Source organism: Chryseobacterium sp. SSA4.19 (assembly GCF_022601875.1).
GTDB lineage: Bacteria > Bacteroidota > Bacteroidia > Flavobacteriales > Weeksellaceae > Chryseobacterium.
Genome location: NZ_JAKVIP010000009.1, coordinates 26,101 through 47,494, shown reverse-complemented (window position 1 = coordinate 47,494; position 21,394 = coordinate 26,101). Strand labels below are relative to the sequence as shown.

General features: G+C 37.4%; 25 protein-coding genes. 4 read left to right on the top strand and 21 right to left on the bottom strand.

From position 1 onward, the window contains the following. Positions 1-24 precede the first annotated feature (24 nt). The 4 genes from MKJ01_RS08040 to MKJ01_RS08025 all read right to left on the bottom strand — a co-directional run bounded on the left by MKJ01_RS08040 (position 25) and on the right by MKJ01_RS08025 (position 3,530). A complete protein-coding gene (locus tag MKJ01_RS08040; RefSeq protein ID WP_368366345.1) occupies positions 25-1,263 on the bottom strand; it encodes a serine hydrolase in 1,239 nt (412 codons plus the stop codon). Positions 1,264-1,347: 84 nt separating this feature from the next. Beyond that, positions 1,348-1,920 carry a helix-turn-helix domain-containing protein gene (locus tag MKJ01_RS08035; protein ID WP_241613246.1) on the bottom strand — a complete coding sequence of 191 codons (573 nt, stop codon included), beginning with the start codon at positions 1,918-1,920 and terminating at the stop codon, positions 1,348-1,350. A gap of 102 nt (positions 1,921-2,022) precedes the next feature. Then, positions 2,023-2,973 carry a hypothetical protein gene (locus MKJ01_RS08030; protein WP_241613245.1) on the bottom strand — a complete coding sequence of 317 codons (951 nt, stop codon included), beginning with the start codon at positions 2,971-2,973 and terminating at the stop codon, positions 2,023-2,025. 122 nt (positions 2,974-3,095) lie between these two features. After that, on the bottom strand, positions 3,096-3,530 hold the full coding sequence (locus tag MKJ01_RS08025) for an FKBP-type peptidyl-prolyl cis-trans isomerase (RefSeq protein ID WP_241613244.1): 435 nt from the start codon (positions 3,528-3,530) through the stop codon (positions 3,096-3,098). 228 nt (positions 3,531-3,758) lie between these two features. Here MKJ01_RS08025 and MKJ01_RS08020 point away from each other — a divergent pair, with 228 nt between their 5' ends. After that, entirely contained in the window at positions 3,759-4,757 is a 999-nt protein-coding gene (locus MKJ01_RS08020) for a hypothetical protein (protein WP_241613243.1), read from the top strand. Between the two features lie 86 nt (positions 4,758-4,843). Here MKJ01_RS08020 and MKJ01_RS08015 read toward each other — a convergent pair whose 3' ends face one another. The 8 genes from MKJ01_RS08015 to MKJ01_RS07980 form a co-directional block, all read right to left on the bottom strand. After that, positions 4,844-5,890: a TerC/Alx family metal homeostasis membrane protein gene (locus tag MKJ01_RS08015; protein WP_241613242.1), complete on the bottom strand. Its 1,047-nt coding sequence runs from the start codon at positions 5,888-5,890 to the stop codon at positions 4,844-4,846. A 140-nt stretch (positions 5,891-6,030) separates the two neighbouring features. After that, positions 6,031-6,642, bottom strand: coding sequence for a TerD family protein (locus MKJ01_RS08010; RefSeq protein WP_241613241.1), 612 nt, complete (start codon positions 6,640-6,642; stop codon positions 6,031-6,033). A gap of 67 nt (positions 6,643-6,709) precedes the next feature. After that, positions 6,710-7,657 (bottom strand): hypothetical protein, encoded by a 948-nt coding sequence (locus tag MKJ01_RS08005; RefSeq protein WP_241613239.1) that lies wholly within the window; start codon positions 7,655-7,657, stop codon positions 6,710-6,712. Between the two features lie 14 nt (positions 7,658-7,671). Beyond that, complete coding sequence (locus tag MKJ01_RS08000) at positions 7,672-8,841, bottom strand: toxic anion resistance protein (protein ID WP_241613237.1); 1,170 nt, start codon at positions 8,839-8,841, stop codon at positions 7,672-7,674. A gap of 6 nt (positions 8,842-8,847) precedes the next feature. Beyond that, positions 8,848-9,402 carry a TerD family protein gene (locus tag MKJ01_RS07995; protein ID WP_241613235.1) on the bottom strand — a complete coding sequence of 185 codons (555 nt, stop codon included), beginning with the start codon at positions 9,400-9,402 and terminating at the stop codon, positions 8,848-8,850. Then, on the bottom strand, positions 9,392-10,216 hold the full coding sequence (locus tag MKJ01_RS07990; RefSeq protein ID WP_241613233.1) for a phosphoribosyltransferase family protein: 825 nt from the start codon (positions 10,214-10,216) through the stop codon (positions 9,392-9,394). Before MKJ01_RS07990 ends, MKJ01_RS07995 begins: the two co-directional genes overlap by 11 nt. Before the next feature lies 1 nt (position 10,217). After that, entirely contained in the window at positions 10,218-10,892 is a 675-nt protein-coding gene (locus MKJ01_RS07985) for an HAD family hydrolase (RefSeq protein WP_241613231.1), read from the bottom strand. A 208-nt stretch (positions 10,893-11,100) separates the two neighbouring features. After that, positions 11,101-12,639 (bottom strand): SulP family inorganic anion transporter, encoded by a 1,539-nt coding sequence (locus MKJ01_RS07980; RefSeq protein WP_241613229.1) that lies wholly within the window; start codon positions 12,637-12,639, stop codon positions 11,101-11,103. Positions 12,640-12,830: 191 nt separating this feature from the next. Between MKJ01_RS07980 and MKJ01_RS07975 the strand changes: the two genes are divergently transcribed. Then, positions 12,831-13,031 carry a hypothetical protein gene (locus MKJ01_RS07975; RefSeq protein WP_241613226.1) on the top strand — a complete coding sequence of 67 codons (201 nt, stop codon included), beginning with the start codon at positions 12,831-12,833 and terminating at the stop codon, positions 13,029-13,031. Between the two features lie 775 nt (positions 13,032-13,806). Here the strand turns inward: MKJ01_RS07975 and MKJ01_RS07970 are convergent. Together MKJ01_RS07970 and MKJ01_RS07965 are read right to left on the bottom strand one after the other, a co-directional pair. Next, positions 13,807-14,418 (bottom strand): hypothetical protein, encoded by a 612-nt coding sequence (locus MKJ01_RS07970; RefSeq protein ID WP_241613224.1) that lies wholly within the window; start codon positions 14,416-14,418, stop codon positions 13,807-13,809. Positions 14,419-14,602: 184 nt separating this feature from the next. Then, positions 14,603-16,120 carry a TROVE domain-containing protein gene (locus MKJ01_RS07965; protein WP_241613222.1) on the bottom strand — a complete coding sequence of 506 codons (1,518 nt, stop codon included), beginning with the start codon at positions 16,118-16,120 and terminating at the stop codon, positions 14,603-14,605. A 227-nt stretch (positions 16,121-16,347) separates the two neighbouring features. Here MKJ01_RS07965 and MKJ01_RS07960 point away from each other — a divergent pair, with 227 nt between their 5' ends. Continuing rightward, complete coding sequence (locus MKJ01_RS07960; RefSeq protein WP_241613220.1) at positions 16,348-16,800, top strand: VOC family protein; 453 nt, start codon at positions 16,348-16,350, stop codon at positions 16,798-16,800. A gap of 102 nt (positions 16,801-16,902) precedes the next feature. Beyond that, positions 16,903-17,715: a hypothetical protein gene (locus MKJ01_RS07955; protein ID WP_241613218.1), complete on the top strand. Its 813-nt coding sequence runs from the start codon at positions 16,903-16,905 to the stop codon at positions 17,713-17,715. Between the two features lie 148 nt (positions 17,716-17,863). Here MKJ01_RS07955 and MKJ01_RS07950 read toward each other — a convergent pair whose 3' ends face one another. The 7 genes from MKJ01_RS07950 to MKJ01_RS07925 form a co-directional block, all read right to left on the bottom strand. Continuing rightward, complete coding sequence (locus MKJ01_RS07950) at positions 17,864-18,274, bottom strand: 3'-5' exonuclease (RefSeq protein ID WP_241613216.1); 411 nt, start codon at positions 18,272-18,274, stop codon at positions 17,864-17,866. Between the two features lie 6 nt (positions 18,275-18,280). Next, the gene (locus MKJ01_RS18940; RefSeq protein ID WP_241613214.1) at positions 18,281-18,424 is read right to left on the bottom strand and encodes a hypothetical protein; all 144 of its coding nucleotides are present in this window, start codon (positions 18,422-18,424) and stop codon (positions 18,281-18,283) included. A gap of 139 nt (positions 18,425-18,563) precedes the next feature. Next, positions 18,564-18,995, bottom strand: a complete 432-nt coding sequence (locus MKJ01_RS07945; protein WP_241613212.1) for a 3'-5' exonuclease — start codon at positions 18,993-18,995, stop codon at positions 18,564-18,566. Between the two features lie 70 nt (positions 18,996-19,065). Continuing rightward, the gene (locus MKJ01_RS07940; RefSeq protein WP_241613210.1) at positions 19,066-19,629 is read right to left on the bottom strand and encodes a metallophosphoesterase family protein; all 564 of its coding nucleotides are present in this window, start codon (positions 19,627-19,629) and stop codon (positions 19,066-19,068) included. A 3-nt stretch (positions 19,630-19,632) separates the two neighbouring features. Then, positions 19,633-20,196: a DinB family protein gene (locus tag MKJ01_RS07935; protein WP_241613208.1), complete on the bottom strand. Its 564-nt coding sequence runs from the start codon at positions 20,194-20,196 to the stop codon at positions 19,633-19,635. Next, on the bottom strand, positions 20,196-20,567 hold the full coding sequence (locus MKJ01_RS07930; RefSeq protein WP_241613206.1) for a cyclic-phosphate processing receiver domain-containing protein: 372 nt from the start codon (positions 20,565-20,567) through the stop codon (positions 20,196-20,198). The genes MKJ01_RS07935 and MKJ01_RS07930 overlap by 1 nt, the downstream gene beginning before the upstream one ends. A gap of 13 nt (positions 20,568-20,580) precedes the next feature. Continuing rightward, positions 20,581-21,357, bottom strand: a complete 777-nt coding sequence (locus MKJ01_RS07925; protein ID WP_241613205.1) for an ATP-grasp domain-containing protein — start codon at positions 21,355-21,357, stop codon at positions 20,581-20,583. Positions 21,358-21,394 lie beyond the last annotated feature (37 nt).

Here is a 21,394-nt window from a genome sequence, read left to right as displayed (position 1 = left end):
TAAATTTCAAAGCCCAGTCCGAAATTATTTGTTCTTCTTGGATTGAACCTGTCTGGTTTTCATCGCTTCAAATACAGCGGGCGACAGTACATCATTATTCATCACAGCAACCAGGAAATTGCTGTAATCTTCTACCGTAGTTGTCAGGTCATCGGCTGCATTTGGCGTTTTATTTATCACAACATCATAAGGATTACCATTATTATCATAACCGATCACCGTTCTTGCCATAAATTTTTCCTGCCAGATATAATGGGTGTCATTCATATTCAATGGCTTAAAAACAAACTCTTTTGCCAGTTCTTCCAGGCTTTTATGGAATTTGTTTTCAACGGCTTTCCGAAGATATCCAAAACCTTCCCCTGAATACTGATAACGGGTTCCCGGATTGAATTCAAAATTCAGCTTATTATCTTTATTCTGCCAGCGCCAGTTCGTGAAACCTGTCTGGTGGCTTAACACCAATCTGGAAGTTAATTTTTTATGCCTTGGATCTTTTGCAATATCCGGATCGGTCCAGTAATGGTAAAGCGGTTCATCAAGATTCCATTTTCCCAGACTTACCAGGCGTAAAACGGTTATTGCCGTTACAGGTTTTGTCAAAGAAGCTACATTAAACAAGCTGTTGTAAGGAGCAGGCTTTTCGCCATCCAGCGTTCCGTATACTTTGATCTGGGTCAGCTTTCCATCTTCAATAACGCCTAAACCTAAAGTCGGGATCTTATTATCTTTCATCAGCTGCTCCAGATTATCCGTTATTTTTTCTTTACCGGGTTCATGATGATCATAACTGAGAACCTCACTCATGATCCAGTTTCCCTCCTTTTTTGTCCAGACTGTAGTGAATTTGGCCTCGCCGCCTAACTTGTCTTCTTTATTTTTTTCACGAATATAAAAACGATGTTCTCCCGATTGTATTGCGCCGTATAAATTCCCGTTATCATACAAGGGAAAAACTTCCAGGCTGCTTTCAATAACTTTGCGGAGCGGTTTTTGATCAGGGTTGGAGCATATATTCTGCTTTGTTCTTTCCAGAAACAATTTTTTATTCTGGAATCCCCCTTTATCATGATAGAATTTCAGATCATTATCTGTTGATTTCTCAAGATAGGCCAAATCACATTGATTGAACCCGCGTTCAAAAAAGATGCTGTCCTGCTTTTTAAGTTCTAAAAACAGTGGTGAGTTTTTATCAATCTGAGCCTGCAGGCTTCCGATGAACATAAAGAAAATAAGAATGCCGGAGCGAAAACATTTTGTCATTTAATTTTTTTGACAAAGATTCGGAATTCTTTGATTTCAGCTAAAAAAACAGCCCGACAAAAACCCGACAGTTACCTGTCATATTTATATCACACTGAAATTCAGATTATAATACAGCTGTTGACTTTTATCAATTTCATAGGCATTTCTCAAAATAATATACAGGTTGGCCAGTGTCAGAAGAATCATGGTGATCAGAACAGAGCCTGAGCCGAGCTTCATCAAAACAACAATCATAAATATTACCGTTGCCATAACAGCCGCCAATATCTGGACAGAAATAATCTGCTTTACAATTGAAGATTTCTGTTTGGTGAACAGCATGATCGATACAGGCAAAATAAAATTAGCCACCGGAAACCAGGCGAAGGGAATCGAAGAAAGATTAATTATTTTAACCATGCTGTAATGTATCATCTCTGCTTCTTGCTGTACAGATACAGGTTCTTGAGCGGCAGGTTCTTCTTCAGGAAAGTCAGGGGTTAATAAATCTTTTTCAGCAATGCCGAGCCCTGAAGCCAATGCTTTCAGGGTATATCCTTTGGGAGATATTCCGCTTTCAATCCGTTGAATCGTTCTTACAGAAAGTCCTGATTTTCCAGCTAATTCTTCCTGGGTTAGATTCTGTTCTTCTCTTATTTTTCTTAATTCTGACATGGGTAAAAATAACAGACGCAATTTACAGATTCAAAATATTTTCATTCTACAAAAAAGCCAGGAAATAAAAGTTATTTCAGACTTTTATAATTTTTCATCATACTATAAAACCAGTTTATCCAGATCCAACAGCAGGTAATTAATATTCTGATTAATCGTCCTTGTTGCCGACTGCATCTGGTTCAGCATGGCCTCCCTGTTATGCAGATCATCTGATCGGTAATATCCGCCGTCGCTGAAAATAACCGACCGGTCTGCCGCTTCCTGATCATCATCAAACTGGTAATGGAGCCATCTTTCTTTCATGCTGCGGATCAGCGAATGTTCCTCTTTATTGGAAAATCTTTTTTCGGTATACATATACCAGATAAAAGGCGGAAAATTTGGTGACTGTAGTTTTTCGTTCCAGATATCCCGCAACAGGTTTCTGTGATGGATGAACTCTACTTTTTTCCCCTTCGGATTCAGGGTAGCTAAACCGAATCCTGCCCCCAGGGCACCACCTCCGATACTGATCGCTCTGTCCCATGCATCATTTTTCACGATACCGCCGGCTATTGATGCTGCCGCTCCTACCACAACGGAATATAAAACAAGCTTATTATTCCGGGAAGTATTAAGATTATCAACATAATTCCCAATCTGTGCTACGCGTTCTCCCTCACAGTCGAATTCTGCCGCAACCGCATCCAATTCTGTTAAAGCAATGGTGATTTTACTGTTAATTTTACTTTTCAGTTGTAAGATTTTTACCTGGGAGCCTAAAGATGTATCTTTTTTAAGCTGCATGATCTCTTGCACTTCATCCAAGTTATCAAGGGCATTTAAAATCAGAATACTCTGATCAGAAAAATTACCTTTTAATTCTTTATTGGCTGCAATAATTGAATCTGAATTATAAGAAGGAAATTTATTCCCGTAATTATATTTAAACGGTGCTTTACAGTAACTGTCTTTTAAGGTGGATATATTTTCTTTAATCGCCTGATTTTTTCTGGAAACACAGGAAGACAACAATGCTGCAAAAGCAAAAATGTAAAATATTTTTTTCATTCCGTTATATTTAGTACATATTGGTCTATTGATGGCTCAGAACGTACTGGAAAACAATACCAATATAATAAAAAAAAATTACCCGAAAAACAGGTAATTTCTATGCTATGTTAAGAATCAGATTATTTAATATCCAGCAGTTCCACTTCAAAAACCAGTGTACTGTTAGGTCCTATTTCTTTGCTGATCTGCTGATCTCCATACGCAAGATGCGGAGGAATGATCAATCTCCACTTGCTTCCTACAGACATCAGCTGAAGTGCTTCTGTCCATCCCTTAATGACTTTATTTAAAGGGAAAGAAGCCGGAGTTCCTCTTTTTACGGAGCTGTCAAAGATTTTCCCGGCAATGGTCGTTCCATGATAATGGCATTTTACCGTAGACCTGGGGCCAGGCTTTTCGCCGTTGCCTTCTGTAATGATCTCATACTGCAATCCGCTTGGTAACTGAACCACGCTTTCTCTTTTGCCATATTCTTCCATGTATTCTTTACCGTCCTGCAGGTTTTTTTCGGCCTGCTCTTTTTTACGTTTAAATAACATATCTGCTACGCCCATAATTGATATTTTTTTACAAAGATAGGATTTTGAAGCGGGAAGTATAAATGCAGAGAATGAAAGTTTTTCAATCCGGCATTTTTCCTACTTTCATAAAACACTCTTTGCCAAAGCATTACACCTCCAATATATCATTTAGAATGTCCAGCTGATAAAAATTCAAATATTATTAATGCTGTATTAACACGGTTACGGGAACTTGGCGTTATAATTGGACTTAAAAACTAAATGCCAATTCCACTTAAATATCATAAGAAATACGATAGCCTGACTGCAGATGAAGAGAAACTTCTTGAAATCAATAAGAAAAGCATTTCAGATTTTGTAGAACAGTCATCAACGACCAGCGATGTCAATTACGCTACGCGGAATGCCCATGCTAAAACATATGCTGTGGCAACGGGTAAGCTTTTAATTGCACAGAATATTCCCGAAGAACTTAAACCATTTTTTGATCAGCCCGCTTATGATCTGACAGTACGTTTTTCCAATGCCCATCTTAAAATTACCAGAGGCAAGAAAGATATTCCGGCTTATGGATTTGCTGTTAAAATAAAAGATGAAAATGGAGACCTTATCGCCAATTATCCTTTGGTGAATTTTCCTTTATTCCCTATTAATTCGGTAAGTACCTTCTTGAAATTATTTACTTCCGTCAACCGGTTTTTTGTTAAAAAATGGAGCTCTTTTTCTCTGTTGCTACAGATTTTAAAAGTAATTCCGTCTACTTTTACCGCTTCATTTTTAAAACATATCATTACGCTCTGGAACAAAAGAAATGATTTTTTCCTGTCCTTTGACTTTCATTCTGTCGGTGTATACCGTTTAGGTGACTGCATGATAAAGATTAAACTAAAACCTCAGTCCGTAGACCGGAATTTCGGAAAAAAAATAAAAGTAAAAGATGCTCTCGAAGGGTATTTAGCAGCTTATGATTTTAAAGCGGATGTTTTGGTGCAGATCTGCTACGATTTAGACCACCAGCCGGTCAATCAGCTGAACGTAGAATGGAAAAAATCGCCTTATGTAAAAATCGGTGAAGTAAAAATTGACAAGAATAGCCTTTTGGATCCAAAAGCCTGTGAAAATGAAATGTTATCGTTTAATCCTTTTGAAAGCAAACCTCTCTTTCAGCCCGTCGGAAAGATCCAGAGACTAAGGAATCAAGCCTATAAAGTATCAATGCAGACCCGGACTAAGATTAATAAGCTGCTGAAATACCAATAATAAACAGTAGATTCTGCCGAGCTTAGTCGATGTTAATTTCAAACGCACATAAAAAAGGCCTTACAATATGTAAAGCCTTTTTATATTTAATCTTCAGGTTTTTCCTGATCTTCATCCTTATTTTTATCCGGGAACATCACTGATAAAATAACGGAGATCACCAAAACCCCGCCTACAATTCCTAATGAAACCGGTGACGGAATATGAATCCAGGGAGCGATCAGCATTTTTACACCGATGAATGTTAAGATCACCGCCAAACCGTAAGGAAGCTTGCTGAACATATGAATAAAGTTCGCCAGCAGGAAGTACAGGGATCTTAATCCTAAAATCGCAAAGATATTAGAGGTGTACAGGATAAACGGATCATTGGAGATTGCAAAAATCGCCGGAATGGAATCTACCGCAAAAAGTACATCGGTAAATTCAATAACTGCCACTACTACCAAAAGCGGTGTTGCCATTTTGATTCCGTTCTGAACCGTAAAGAATTTATCTCCTACGTAATTATCGGAAACTTTCCAGAACCTCTTGATTAATCTTGCGCCTGCCGTATTGCTGTAGTCTTCATCATCATCATCGTCACCACCTCCCCAGGACTTTATTCCCGCATAGACAAGAAAGAGACCAAATAAAGCCATTACAATATTAATCTTGACAGGATGTCCGAAAATATTCATTTCAGGAAGATAGGTTAGATTGATTAAACCGACTCCTGCAAAAATAAATACCGCCCTGAAAATCAGTGCTCCGATGATTCCCCAGAACAAAACTTTATGGTGAAGGTATTTCGGAACTTTAAAGAATCCGAAAACCAGGATAAATACAAAGAGATTATCCACCGAGAGTGCTTTCTCAATCCAGTAAGCCGCCTGGTACTGAGTGAATTTCTCTACCGCCAATGCATGACTTCCCGGACCCAAATCTGAATTATACACCCAGTAAACGACTCCTGAAAACACCATTGACAGCGAGATCCAGACAATTGACCAGATGGTAGCTTCTTTGGAAGAAACTTCGTGACTTTTTTTGTTGAAAACTCCCAAGTCAAGGAGTAACATGATAACCACCGTTATCGCAAATCCCCAAACCAGACCGGGATGAAGATCTAAAATGCTCGTATTTTGTCCCACTTTTTAATGTGCTTATTATATGATAAAAGCAATAGCTGTACAGGGTACAAGTATTGCTAAGTATTATAATTTAAAACTTTCAGTAAAAAATAATCAAGATGGACTTAATATCCATTCTTTAATTTTTTTTACTGTTTATTTTACAAATATTTTTGCTTTACCGTTTCAATGGTTTCCTGCAGTTTCCTGTCTTTGGTAGGATCTCCGATTGCATTGAATTTCCATTCATTGTTTCTCTTATAGAAAACGCCCATCACCATTGCTACGTGCCCTTTGAAAGAAACATCATTGGCAATATCATATTTGGCAAAAACCTCTCTGACATTGGTCGGCGTTCCTTCATAAATTCTGATCGAAGCAAATGGAATTGTCCCGAAATCCTGACCTTTATAACTGTTCAGAACTAATGCAACATGCTCTACATTAGAATCCAGATTACTGAAATCTACAGTGATTACTTCGTTATCCAGGCCGTCATTACCATTTACATCGCCGGTAAGGTCATCTCCACTGTGTTTTACAGATCCATTTTTAGATTTTAAGTTTCCGAAGTAGATTACTTCCGTTGCATTTTTGTTTGAATCATATAAAATACAGCTTCCGTCAAGATCCACCGCTTCTTTTGAAGTTCCTCCGAAAAAGCTTTTTTTCTCTATTGCTCCCCAGTTGATTCCTACACAAGCCTGCGTAAGCGCCGTTCCGTTTTCTTTTGTCAGGTTGATTCTCTGACCTTTCTGTAAGTTAATCGCCATATTTGTATGTTTAATATTTGCAAAACCGTAAGCTGTATACAGGTAACGGTTCTCCTGTTGGGTTTAATTAATTATTTAAATTTAAATTCAGCATAGCACGAAGAATATTGGTTTCTTCATTGATGTCGAATATTTTATTCATGATGTCCACATTCTCCAGATTCTTCAGATAATCCTGCAAAACACCAATCACCTGGTCCGGAAGTATTTTTTTTCTCTCACTGATGGTTTCCTCCAGTTTTTCATTTTTCTTTCTGAGCTGATGAACAAGCGTTTCCTGGTTCGATTCATTAGGTGCAATATCCAGCTTTTCCATCTTCTTAGGATCGATCAGGTATATTTTTTTGCCTTCGATATCAAAAATAAAATAATCATCGGACTGAAAGAGTTTGAACAATTCATATTCATTCCCCGAGATATTATAGCCACAGACAAAACGGACTTTAAAGTTCTGGATATTCAGCCTGCCCAGTAATTTCCTTTCGATCTGGTATTCCATATGCTGATAAGCGGGAAACGATCCTGATTTCAGCAATTCTTCACCCCCCCCTGTTCTGTAGAATTCCGAGGCGTATTTTTTGTAGAAATACAGTACATTTTCCCAGTTCAGCCTGAATTTATCTTCCGTAAGATCTTTATACAAACTTTTCAACTGATTGGAAAATATACCGCTGTACATTCTCCGGTCTGTTTCAAAACCATCCGCCTGTTTTTCTTCAAAACCCGAGATATATTTATTGTTGACATCAATCTCATTGATAACTGCCAGCATCTCGTTTTCTTTCTGTCTTTTAATCTTTGTCAGAAGCTCAATGAGGCTGTCGGTATACTGCAGGTGGAACAACTCAAGCTTACTGTAGTCAAGGGCTTTATTTTCCTGAAAAAGATGATGGATAACATCGGTTTTAATATAAACCGAAATGATATCCGCATTTTCAAAAAAATTAGCCAGAAGCTTAAGTTTCGTTAATCTTCTTTTGCTTTGGGACAGTATGTTTACAGCTTCATCATCCACCTTTCAGGGTATTATTATCCTCTTACGTTTGCTTTCAGTTCATGTTCAAGCGTCATCAGGTCCTGATCCAGCTTTCTTCTGCCTTCCGCACCCTGTTTCTGGATCTGTTTTACCTCATTCAGCGTACTGATCAGTTTCGATGTAGTTTCTCTCAAAGTTTCTACAGAAACTACAGTCTGTTCATTGGCTCTCGCTACATTGATTGAATTCTGGCCTAAGCGTTCTGCATTCTTTTTCAATATATCTTCCGTAGTTGAAGATACTTTCTGTTGGATTTCAATACTTTGCTGCTGTCTGTACATGGCAACAGCTAAAGAAAGCTGATTTTTCCAAAGCGGTAATGTAGTGGTTAAGATCGTCTGTGCTTTTTCCGCAATTGAAACGTTGTTGTTCTGTACCAGTCTGATCTGCGGAAGCGACTGCATCATGATAAGGCGTACCACTTTAAGATCTGCCAATCTGCGGTCTAACCTTGCGATAAAGTCTCTTTTATCCGCAATTTCATAATCCTGGTAATTCTGCGGGGCCGCTTCCATTGTAGCAAGTTCAGCCGAAGCTTTTTCCATTCTCAGGTTACCGGCAATAACCAGTTCCTCAATCTGTTTAATCGCATTCACATTACTCTCGAAGATGGTCTGCAGTACGGCATTATCCTTTGTAGAGGTAATAATTCCTGCGTTGACTTTATACGCGATCTGGTCGATATTGTTGATGATCTTATCATACTTCGCAAATAAATTCTCCACCTGCGTCATCAGCGTTTTCATGAAGGGCAGCTTGCTTAGAAAGCTTTTGAATTTATTCTGGTTGAGTTCTTCTACGTCTACGTAATTAAGCTCTACCAATAAATTATTGATCAGCTCTCCCACTTCTCCGGAATTGGATCTTCTTACATTCCCCAGGAAGCTGTCACTCTGATTAGAGAGTGTTCTCTGAAGCTCAGATCCGAAATTAACGATGGATCCGGGATTGGTCTCATCAATGGAATCGGCAAGAACTTCATATTTTTTACGCTCTTCTACCTGTAATTGAGATAAGTTGACATTCCCATCCCGGTCTACCACTACCGGTGCAGCTCCCTGAGGAGCCGGTGCAGGCTGTTGTGGCTGCGATGCGGGCTCGAATGTCTTAAGCGGTTCAATCGACTGAAGAGGATCGATAGGTTGGTTAGGTTGATTATCCATAGTAAATTATTGATACATTGATACAAATTTGTCAAGGCCTTCTCTTTGTCCGCTTCCTACCGCTTCAAATTTCCACTCACCGTTTCTGTTGTAGATCCTTCCGAATTCCACAGCGGTTTCAATGGAGAAATCTTCATCCAATTCATATTTCAAAATTTCTTCATTGGTATCCGTATTGAAAATTCTGATGAAAGAGTTTCTTACCTGTCCGAAATTCTGTCTTCTGGCATCTGCTTCGTGAATGGTTACGACAATGGTAATTTCTTTTACCGCAGCATCAATTTTGGTTAAATCGATTTTAATCTGCTCGTCATCTCCTGCCCCATCACCTGTTAAATTGTCTCCGGTATGAATCACTGCTTTATCCGGCGATTCCAGGTTGTTGTAAAAAATAAAGTGATTATCGGAAACGAGTTTTTTATTTTCGCCCAGTAAAAATAAAGAGGCGTCTAAATCGAAGCCGGTTCCTGTGGAAGTATTATTGATATCCCATCCTAATCCTACTGTGAATTTAGGGGCATTTATATTTTCTCTCTGTCCTTTCTGCAAGTTAATAGCCATAATATAATTCAGTTTGTGTTAAAGTGTTTATATTGTTTTCGTATTCTTTTATTAAATGATAATTGTTGCTGATCGCCAGTTCCAGCAGGAGATCCATCTGTTCCTTTGTTACTTTAGACGAAAGATACTCAAATTTACCTGATTCCAGCCCCAAAATATATTTTACAATCCGCGTATTAAACTGAAAACCCGGTTTTATCATAACTTCTGCAATGTGCTCTACGCTTTTCACAGCGTAGTAATTAAAGAAGTTTTCAATTTTGGGATCGAGATCAAAATTCATCAGCTCAGCATAATACATGAATAAAAATTCTCCTTCTACATTATACTGTTCCAAAATTTTATTCACAGTATACTCGTGGCTGCCGGTAATTTTAATATCATCTATAAAAATACAAAGTTTTCCCCGAAGAAAATCTTTATCCAGATAATATGTGTCATTGGATATTAAATTTTTACGGTCTTCAAAACTCAGATTCCCATAATCAGTCGTATACGTATGATTCCTGTTGATTTTTGATAAGGTGCTTGATTTTCTTCCTTTTTTAAACAGATAGAAATCAAGATGCTTTTTAAAATAAAAACACAGAAAATTGGAAGCAGTCGGAATGGCCATATAAGGACTCGGCAAAACCACAATTTCTTTTTCGCCATCTAAAAGGCCTGCGTGTTGAGAAATAAAGCCATCAAATAATTCTTTGGCAAATTTTTCTGCATACGTCTTGTCACCATATTTAAAATAGCTGTATTCCTCGGGCGAAAAAGTGAACTCATCCGCCGAATGGATATGATGTAAGCTGTATCTTTTGTTCATATTATATTTTGGGTGTAAGTAAGTGTGCATGGAAGCCGAAATCTTTTGCGCCTTTATAATCAGCAACCGGGTTGTCACCAATGTGTAAAACCTGCTGCAGATCCAGATCCTGGTTTTTGATCAGACATTTCACCTCCTGAAATATCTGCGGATTGGGCTTTGAGCAATTGGCTTCATCAGAATATACATGGAAATCAATAAACTGGTCGAGATTTTCATTAATCAGAAATTTCCTCATCGTTCTGCCTTTAATAAATCCCGTATTACTTAGAATATTAATGGTTTTTCCGCGGGCTTTGATTTCTTCAAAAAACTGGTGTAAATTTTCAAAAATCACAATCGGTTTGTATTCCAGAAACAAATCTTCGCTTTTCTGGTAAAACTCCTTTAATTTACTTTTCTCCAGCTGTTTCAGGTCCACATTCAACGAACCCAAAATCAGCAAATAGATTTCAAAAGTATCCACATTGCCTCCGATTACCTCATTAATGATATTGCAGAGATCATCGTAATATTTTACTGCTTTTGCAACTTCAGCAATCGGTTGATCAATATCAAAAAAAGAAGAGAACAGCTCAACTCGTTTTGCCTTAAATTCAGGATGGGATTTTATTAAAGTGAGCCACAGATCAAAAGAGAAATGTGAGTGATTGTGGATGTCTATATCTGTTTTCAAAATGGTTTAGTTAAAATTTTTTATTTAGCTTTTTTCCTGAAAAAGATTTTACATTTTCTATAGTCAAAAATTGATCCATTCTTTCAAAGATAGAATTTTTAAATCAATGTGTAAATGCAGTTTCCCGTTTTAAGATATTTTTATGATTTTCGCGATCTTGTTCCTCGTACTATTGAAAAATTAATATTACAGTTCAGTTTAGTCTGACTTATTTTTCAGGCATCACTTTATACGTAGGATCATCTTGGATATTCACGTCAATAACGGCTTCTGCATTTTTCAGCATTTGTATACAGTCCTGGCTTAAATGTCTTAAATGCATCTTTTTATCAAGCTGGGAATACTTTTTTGACAGTTTATCTAAAGCATCGATAGCACTCATATCAACAACCCGGCTTTCCTTGAAATCGATGACCACGATCTCCGGATCATTTACCGGATCAAATTTATCCGTGAAAGCTGTTACAGAACCGAAGAACAGAGGCCCGTAGATTTCGTAATATTTGATTCCGTCCGCATCGATATGTTTTCTGGCCCGTATTCTTTTCGCATTGTCCCAGGCAAAAACCAAGGCTGAAATAATCACACCTACCAGAACGGCCAGGGCAAGATTATGAAGAACAATCGTAATCAAAGCTACGGTAATGCCGACAAAAATATCGGATTTCGGCATTTTATTGACAATCCTGACCGAAACCCAGTGAAACGTACTGATGGACACCATCATCATGACACCCACCAAAGCAGCCATCGGAATTTTTTCAATGAACGGAGCACCAACCAGAATAATAATCAGAATGGTAATGGAAGCAATAATTCCGGAAAGCCTGCTTCTTGAGCCTGCATTCAGATTGACTAGGGTTTGTGCAACCATGGCGCAGCCTCCCATTCCACCGAAGAAGCCGTTGGTTATGTTGGCTAACCCCTGTGCTACCGATTCTTTATTGGCATTGCCCTTGGAATTGGTAATTTCATCAACCATGGATAAAGTCAGAAGCGATTCAATAAGCCCCACTCCAGCCATGATCAGCGCATACGGGAAAATAATTTGTAGCGTATCTAATGAAAAAGGAATTTGCGGGATATGAAACTTCGGCAGTGTTCCGCTGATACTGGCAATATCAGCAACAGTTTTTGTACTGATCCCGAATCCTGAAACAATACCAAAAACCACTAAAATCGCCACTAAAGATGCAGGAATGGCTTTGGTGATCTTAGGAAAGAAGTATACCATGGCAATAGTGAAGGCCGTCAATCCGGCCATTACATATAAAGAACTTCCCTGCAGCCAGCTCACTGCACCGTCTGCACCGGTAATTTTAAACTGTTCAACCTGGGCCATAAAGATAATAACTGCGAGACCGTTCAGGAAACCGTACATCACAGGCTGCGGAATCAGCCGGACAAATTTTCCCCAGCGGAATACTCCGACCATCAGCTGCAAAACACCTCCCAGCACAACGGTTGCGAAAAGATATTCCAAACCGTGGGTTTTTATAAGCGCGATCAGCACCACAATGGTTGCCCCAGCTCCGCCGGAAACCATCCCGGGCCTCCCGCCCAGAACCGCAGTCACCAGGCCCATCATAAAAGCTGCATACAAGCCGGTCAGAGGAGAAAGCCCCGCGAGTATGGCAAACGAAAGCGATTCCGGAATCATTGTCATGGCTACGGTAAAACCGGCCAGCAACTCGTTCTTATAATTTATTTTTTTCGAAAAATCGAATAAGCTTAAGGTATTTTTCATGACGCATCAAAGGTAGGTACTTATTTTCTTTGCACAAATTTTATATAACAGGCCGGCAAATAATACTTGTACAACAAAAGGGATGAGTTAGTCTCGCAACTCAATGATGTGGGTTGAGAATCGACTGTACAAAAATCATTCTCTGACAGGAGGTCGATAAAAATTATAAAAAAAGTCCGTTTTCACTAGTTGTGAGACGGACTCATTTTAAAAAAGGCGACAGCCAGGAAAAGAAAAGCGGGGCACGTCAGGCCGGAGTCGAACCGGATCATCTTGCCGGAATTACCGGCTTCATGATTCCTCCCCAAAGGGACGAAGTATCTTTTCCTTACGGCACTTTATTTTTAAACAAGGCAACAGTCAAAAAGCGTAGTCGTGCTCTAACCAGCTGAGCTACTCTTCCTTTTACATTTGTGTTTTGTCTGTGGAAGAGGCGGGACTCGAACCCGCGACACCGTCGTAATGAGCGAAGTAACACTATTCTACGGCACTTGTTTTATTTTTAAAGAGGTAAAAAACGAAAAAACCCATATAAACCATTTTCAGGTTTACTTTGGAGTTGAACCAAAATCATAAGATGTACCGAAGTAAGTTTTCTCTACGACACTCTTTAATATAATCAAGGTAAAAATTATAGAATCTTCGGTGCATTTGCTCTACCGGCTGAGCTACTTCCCGTTTACGACAGAGAAGGCAGGAATCGAACCTGCGACCCAATGATTAATAATCGAAGTATGATTCTAAAACGACACTTGATTTTTTTAATAATTTTAAAACCGAGCAATTTTTAAAAAGAGTTTTGGTTCAATGAAAGTCGAAGGAACTCTTTTGTTACGGCATCGGATAATTCTTAAAGTAAAGTAAAAACAAACAGAGACTTATCGACAGAGTGATCCCATTACACCATTCTCAAATAAGAAACAGGATTTGAACCTGTATTGCTGTCCCCAGAAGTAACCCTATTTTACGACACTTACTTTTTTAAAGTTTTTATTGTTATTGTTTTTATTGAAGTAAAATTATTACTTCAGTGCGCATTCTTTTTACGCAGTTGAAATTATTTTTTTATTCGTTCTGCCTTGAAGGAAAAGAACCAAAAGTTAAAGACTTGGAAATCTGCGATTTTACAGAATCAAACTTCAGCTAAAAATAACCTAAAACTTAAAATTATATTTCTTTTAAAAGATCTCTGACTCTATTTTTGAATTTCACCTGCTGCACTTTCATTTTATCTATCTCAATTTTTAAATCCGACTGATCAATTTCAAAAACACATTCTATATTATCTAATTCACTCAACATGCGATCCGTATAATCTGAAAATTCAATTTTTTCTTCAAATTTCCTATAATAAACATATGGATGCCCAATCCATAACTGTGACCAATCCAATACACTATTTTCAAAAATATATTCCCAGTTCTTAATATCTTCAAGATCTGCACAACATTGGGGTTCAAGAAGGAATTCATGGTCTTTCTTTAAAACAATTCCTCCATTAAACATCTTTAAATAATTATCTTCCTCAATATTAGTATCATTATTGAAAACTATTTTTAAAATAATCTTCAGGTTTTCATCATTAATCGTTTCAATATCTACGAAATAAGAATCTTCCCTGATGAGTTTTACATTAAGACCTAAAGTAGATACAGCTTTCTGCCATCTATCATCCCGTTCCTTAGAATTTAGGAAATCTGATAATTCCGGAATCTCATAATTTTCCTGAGAATATATAAACGGATTTATTTCAATAACGTTAAAAAGTTTTATCATCATAATCACTTTACTTTTCTTAGCCCCGATTGCAGCGGCATCCTTTTTCTGGAATGGCTTGGAAAAAAGCACTGGTGAAAAAGATACAGCGGAAAGCGGGATTAAGCTCCTAAATTACAGTAATAATTCAGCATAAAATCATTCATCATTTATCACTTATAATTTATCATTATTAGAGCAGTGCCTTTTACAGCACTACTTTATTGATCATTTCCACTGCAGATTTCCTGTCTTCCCAAGCATTCAGGACATCGAAAATTTTATCGGACCAGCCCGCGATGAGGTATACATCATTTTTCCTGATATCCAGCGGTTGCTTTCCGTAACCGGCCAGGTCAAAAATATACAATTTTGCATTCGGGCTGATCTTTTTGTATCGGTTCCATGAGTTTGCAAAAGCATTGGTAAAACCGCCGGTGTCCCACATCTGCGTATCGGTAAACAGCATGATTTTATCTACAATTTGTTGTTTATTAATCAAATCTTCAAGCACAAGATGACCATTTGTGGCATATCCTGCTTCCCCTTCTCTTTTATAAAATCCATCTACGTTTCTTAAAATACCGTTTTTCGGCATCGGAACTCTTTTCCAACGGTCTCCAAATATACCGGTAATCACATTTTTGCATTGTGACTGCAAAATCATTGACATCAGCAAACCGATATCGTACAACAGCACTTTGGATTTTGGAGAAACCGGTTTCTGCATCGAGCCGGAAACGTCTGCCGCAATTACTACCGAAGTACCGAAACCGAAGCCTTTAATATTTTGTGCACTTAGTGCCACGGCATCTTCCAATGCTTCCAAAACTGACGGCATGTAAGGCGAATCGATGGTTTTCAATTCCCTATACGCCGATAAAAACCTGAATGGCAATTGTTTTGAGTTCCTCACTGCTTTTTCATTGGAAAGATAGCTGCACACCTTCTCTATGGCATCTGAAGAAACACGGGCTTCCAGAATATTCCTCAGGTTTCTTAAGGTGGCCATATAGCCCAGTTTATTGCTGAAAATTAATTCTTCCCATTTGTTTCTGAATGCTGATTTTCTTTCTGTCTCATCGGTAAATTTTGTCTGACCGAGCACGGAAAGCTCAACTTCCCAGGTGTAAGGAGTTTCCAACGAACCGTTAACGATTTTGTTGAAAATAGCCTGCTGGTTTTCATCTTTTGCTTTCGGATGAACCAGAAACAAAGCATCTTTTAACGTAACCTCAGCTTTCCTGTTATATTTTGCGAACTGGTATTCATCAAATTTATTAAAAGATTTCACCAAACCTTTCTGGATCTGTTTTGACAGCCTGTTCAGTTTTTTAATACCCGTTCTTTCATTAGCCAATTGATAATAGGCCAGCAATTCTGTGATTTCATCCGCTCTCTGAATAACGCCGTCAACGGTTTTGCTCACCAGGTCGGTACCTGAAGTTTGTTTAGCCAATTCAGTCGTTAAAACCAATGGAATCGAACGCAGGTACATGTCATTTCTTGCGTAGACCGCCAGCTTAGCAACGAATTCAGGATCATTTTTCTGAATCAGAGATTGAATTCTCGCCAACCGGTCATTTCCTTTTTCATAAGAGGTGTTTGATAATCCTGTTGTAACCACAGCACTGTACAGTTCTTCTGCAGCCGTCATTGTGTAAGCCTTTGCACCTTCGTAGTTCGTTACTACTTTATTCTCTTTTTTCAAAAAATTAAATTTCATGGTCGCTGTTTTTAATTAAATATTTTGGAGGATTATCACTTCCTCTCTGATTTCTAATGCAAAGTAATGAAGCAATTACGCAATCATTTTGCACAGTTTTATTTTTTTTAAAAATTTTTATAATCAGGAGCAAATTAATCTGTCTATTATTCATTTTTCATAAAGAAATCGGGAGTATGGCATTTTCACGACATGCTTTTTTAGCTTTGTTACTTAAATTTTAGACGATGATTAAAGGATTATATGAAACCCATGTTCAGGTAAGTGATTTGGAAAAAGCGATAGAGTTTTATACAAAAGTTTTAGGACTGAAATTAGCACACCGGGACGAAACCCGCCCGATTGCTTTTTTATGGATCGGAAAACATAAAGAAGCCATGCTCGGTTTGTGGGAACAGAAAGAAAATTTACAGACCCGGCATTTTGCTTTTACGGCTGATAAAGAAGATATTTTGAATTACTCGGTAGCGTTTTTAAAAAGTAAAGATTTAAAACCTTACAATTTTTTAAAAAACGGAACGGTTCAACCTATGGTTTTTGCCTGGATGCCGGCTCTGGCCATTTATTTTAATGATCCTGACGGGAATCAGCTGGAATTTATCTCGGTTCTGGAAGGTAACGGACAACCGGAGTTGGGTGTACTTTCTTATGATGAATGGCTGGAAAGAAAACAGAATTAAAAAATCATACAAATCATTTTTTAGCTGTAAACGACCTTGGTTAATCCGAACTTATTCATAGATTTGCTTTCCAAAAACTAATACTTGTTTTAAATTAAATTTATGAAATATCTAGCTTTATTATTTTGTCTTTTAGTTTCCATAATTACCTATTCTCAAACGACTGAAAAGACTAAAATTTATATCATCGGAGTTGTTCACGATTCATCGCCTATCCTGAACCCTCAAATGCTTTATGAAATACTGGATAGCATTAAACCCGAAATTCTACTTCAGGAAAATGACAGCAAACAAATAGCCGATTATACAAAAGAAATACGTCCTGAATCGAATGAACAGACTGCAACATTAATGTATCTGAAAAAATATCCAAAGACGCTTAATCTTCCATTTGAGTTTGAAGGACGAAATCAATATAGAAAAGATAACGGAATGGTTCCTACTGATAATCTTACCATTAAAATGATGGACAGTCTGTATCAAAAAAATGCTTTGAGCTCTACAAATAAAATTATCTACGAAAAATATATAAATGCCAATAAAACATTATCTGATTTTGCTAAAACTGATATTAAAAGCTTAAATTCACTAGCCTTTGAAACGGTTAACAGATACAGACAATCTATCCAGCATCACGAGCTACCCAAAATCTCTAATTCTGAAGATTTATTTTCAAAAAAATTTGTTACTAAGCCAAATGGAGAAAAAATTTCTTATCGTGACGGTTATCAATTGTGGTGTAATTTCTGGGATCTCAGAAACAATTCCATGGCAATTAATATCATCAAAAAAGCAACTGAAAATAAAGGTAAAAAAATTGTAGTTTTAACGGGCGTACAACATAAATATTATCTAAAAGAACTGTTGGAAAAGTATTACGACGGAAATTATACTGTTATTGAATATTTCAATTAAATCTATATTTCTTACAAAGAGTCCGTCTCACAACTAGTGAAAACGGACTTTTTTTATGATTTTTATCGACCTCCTGTCAGAGAATGATTTTCGTACAGTCGATTCTCAACCCACATCATTAAGTTGTGAGACTAACTCTGTTAGATCTTTAGAATGCTAAATTATTGCTGCTGCAAACACCAGTACAAAATCTTCGCAATATTCCTGGCATCATCCACGCCTCTGTGGTGCCTTCAAGCTTGAGATTCAGCTCGTCCAAAGCTCTTGCCATTCCGACACTTTTACGAACGGTCGGATGCATCTGCCCGAATAGAGTTTTGACATTAATATGGTCATCGCTCAAAGGATAATCCACATTGAACCTTCTGGCCTGGTTCTGCAGCATATTCAGGTCATAGTTTCCGTAGCTTGCCCAGGTAAGATTCTCGGAATCGTATTCCGCTCTCAGGATATCCAAAGCATCCTCCAATAAAATTCCTTCATCATCAAGCATCTGTTGTGTAATGGAAGTCAGTTCCGTACAGAACGGACTCACTTTTGAGTATTGAGGTTTTACCAAAATTCCCTAATTTTGTGAAATCGTACCGGTTTTTGCATCCATAATACATACCCCGATTTCTATGATTTCACTTTCCTGTCCTCGCGGCGGCCGGCTGTCCCAGCAAGTAGCTTCGAGGTCTATGATTAATATAGGGTTTGTTGTTTTCACTTTTTTTAATTGTTTATTGTTAATAATTACCGCAAAATCTCTCTTAGAATTTTCGCAGCATTGTACGCATCGTCTGCCCCGCTGTGATGGTTTCCTTCAAATTCCATGTTCAGGGATTTCAGGGCGCGTTTCAGGCCCATCATTTATACAATCCGTTATAGGCTTTGAACTGATGCATAATGTTCAGATATTGTTCTGAAAAAGGATTTTCAATGCCCAGGTAATCGCATTGCTGCATTATCTGCTCTTTATCAAAATCTCCAAAACCTGCCCAGGTAAGCTGCGATGAATGGTATTCACTCCTGATCTTTTCACAGGCTTCTTCAAAATAGATTCCTTTTTCTTCGATCAGTTGCGGAGTAATGCCGGTAAGCCCCGTGCAAAACTTACTTATTTTAGACCTTTCAGGAATGACGTAAATGCTTTGCTTCCCTGAAATGGCTTTAGTGATTCTGTTTAATTTGCAAATTCCTATTTCTATAATATCGGTTTTCTGGCCTGCCGGGATCCTGTCATATTCCCAACAGGTGGCTTCCAGATCGACGATTAATATTTCGTTTGTTGTTTTCATAATTTTTTAAATACATGATAATTGATCAATAGATTCTAAAATTATCCATTACTAATGATTATTACTTAATTTAATTTCTCGGCGCAAACGGGGGTGTCCATTTTTTCTTTTTCATCAATTCTTTAACTTCTTCGTAAGAAACCGGGTAAAAATTGTGGCAATCTACTCCGACATCGATGCTCAGAGCCATTTCGTCATCCGACAAAGTGCCGTGTGAATGCCCGTAGAGCTGCCAGACCCCATGATGCGATGCGTTCCATGTTCTCATGGCGTAATGAAAAAGAATGATTTTCTGTTTGCCTGCAGTGGCTTCTTCATCTTCAATAGATAGTTCGTGATAGTCCTTAATCCATTCAAATCTGTCCGGGACTCTGAGTGCTGAATATTCGTGATTACCTTTTATTAAATGAATTTTACCATTCAACCGATTCAAAATTCCTTTCGTGATATCCGGTTTTCCTAAACTCACGTCGCCCAGATGGTAGACGATATCTTTATCTCCTATTCTTTCATTCCATCTTTTGATGAGTTCTTCATTCATGTGTTCTAAAGACTGAAAAGGTCTTTCGGAGAATTTTATAATATTTTCATGACCAAAATGATGGTCTGCTGTAAAAAATATATTGGGTTTCATTTTTTAATTTTTAATAGTTTCTAATTCATTATTCTTCATTTGAGTAACATGTCTTTGGGCATGAAGTGAAAGGAAATAAATATATTCATATACATTGATTTTTCCCAGTTCATTCACCGTCATTGTTGTTTTACACAGAAGACCTTCACCGTTTTTCATCAGTTCTAAATATTTTAAACACTGATGATATTGCTGAGAGATTAAACTTCTGATCTCATTTAATTTCAATTCTCCTTTCGGCTCCATGTGTTCAGGTCTGATCCATTTAAAAGCACCATAATCGCCTACATTTTCAAATCTTTCTTGTTCGAAACTGTAATTTTCTATTTCCAGATTTAAATCAAGATCAAGATAATTCCGCATGGCTTTTTTTGAACCTTTTTCAATGAGAATCAACAAATAAAAGTTCGTGAGATAAATATGTTCTAAAATCTGGTGAACCGTCCAACCTCCGTTTGAAGGTAGATAATTCAATGTTACTTTATCTTTACCAAACCATCTGTCAACTTCATCAAAACTGAGTTTCAAATGCGTTTTTATATCCTTAATATATCTGAAAATGTTCATTACAATTTTTTAAAGTTCTTTAAAAGGCTTTCAATATTTGCCTTTCCAACAGGATTCATGGAGTGGCAATAAAATTTTGGTAAGGATGCGTCGTTATCCATACAATATTCTACCAGCCATTTTGCACAATCGTAGCCTGTTTTTTCAACGAATTCCTGAGAACCTGGTTCCCAATAATGTTCATCAGCAAGGTCGTGGTCAAAAGAAATCATTTCCGGAAGTCCTTTTTCCAGAATCCTGCTGATAAACTGATCGTAATTCCGAACGATATTCCAATCTTTTCTGAGGAAAATCTCCTGTTTGGTATACTGATAAGCCTCAATCGGATATCTTATATCATCCAGAAACAATAATCTTTTTGTTATTTTCATTGCTTTAATCTTTTTAATTTGAAAAGTAAATATTCAAAGCTTTAATAATACTTTTCACGTTCGTATTCGGATAAAATCCCGAACTGTTGATGCAATTTATTTCAACCATTTTCCAGCCTTCATCGGTTAAACAAATATCCATTACAAAGGCTTCTTCAAGATTGAAAAGCTGAATCATTTTATTCGCAAAATTCAGTCCGTCTTCTGAAACTTTTTCCTCGAAAGGAGCATGATCATTAAATTTATAATATCCTGCATCGATAATTTGTCCGCCAACAATCCAAAGTCTTGCTTCTTTGATTGTCCGTTTTGCTTCAGAAACCTGCACCAATGAATCTTCTGTAATTCTATTGGATTGATTTTCCAATGCTTCAAAAACAAAATCGTTCCATTCTATTTCGCTGAAAACCTTTCCTGTAAAAATTTTCGCTTCGTTGTAAGGTTTAATGAATTTTAATTCACCCTTTTCCCAGATCAGTTTTTCCGAAATTTTATGAACGGAAACGTTGTGATTGAGAAGGTTTTCACCATAATATCTGGAATACACTTCATACAAATGATTACCTCCGTAAAAAGAACCGGGACACCAATCGGTATTTTGTTTTGCCAATCTTGCAATCGTCACCGAACCGTACACAAAAACATCTTTTCTGTCTGTTTTGAAGTCGATCTTTTCTGCGGTCGGAGGAATATTAATTACACTGTAATCGATATTTAATTCTTCCAAAGCATCAAAAATTTTATAATGATCGGGATCCAGATATACGTTAGCCTGAATTAAAAAATACATGTTTATTAGTTTTTAAGGTTTTTTATTAATTTTAAGA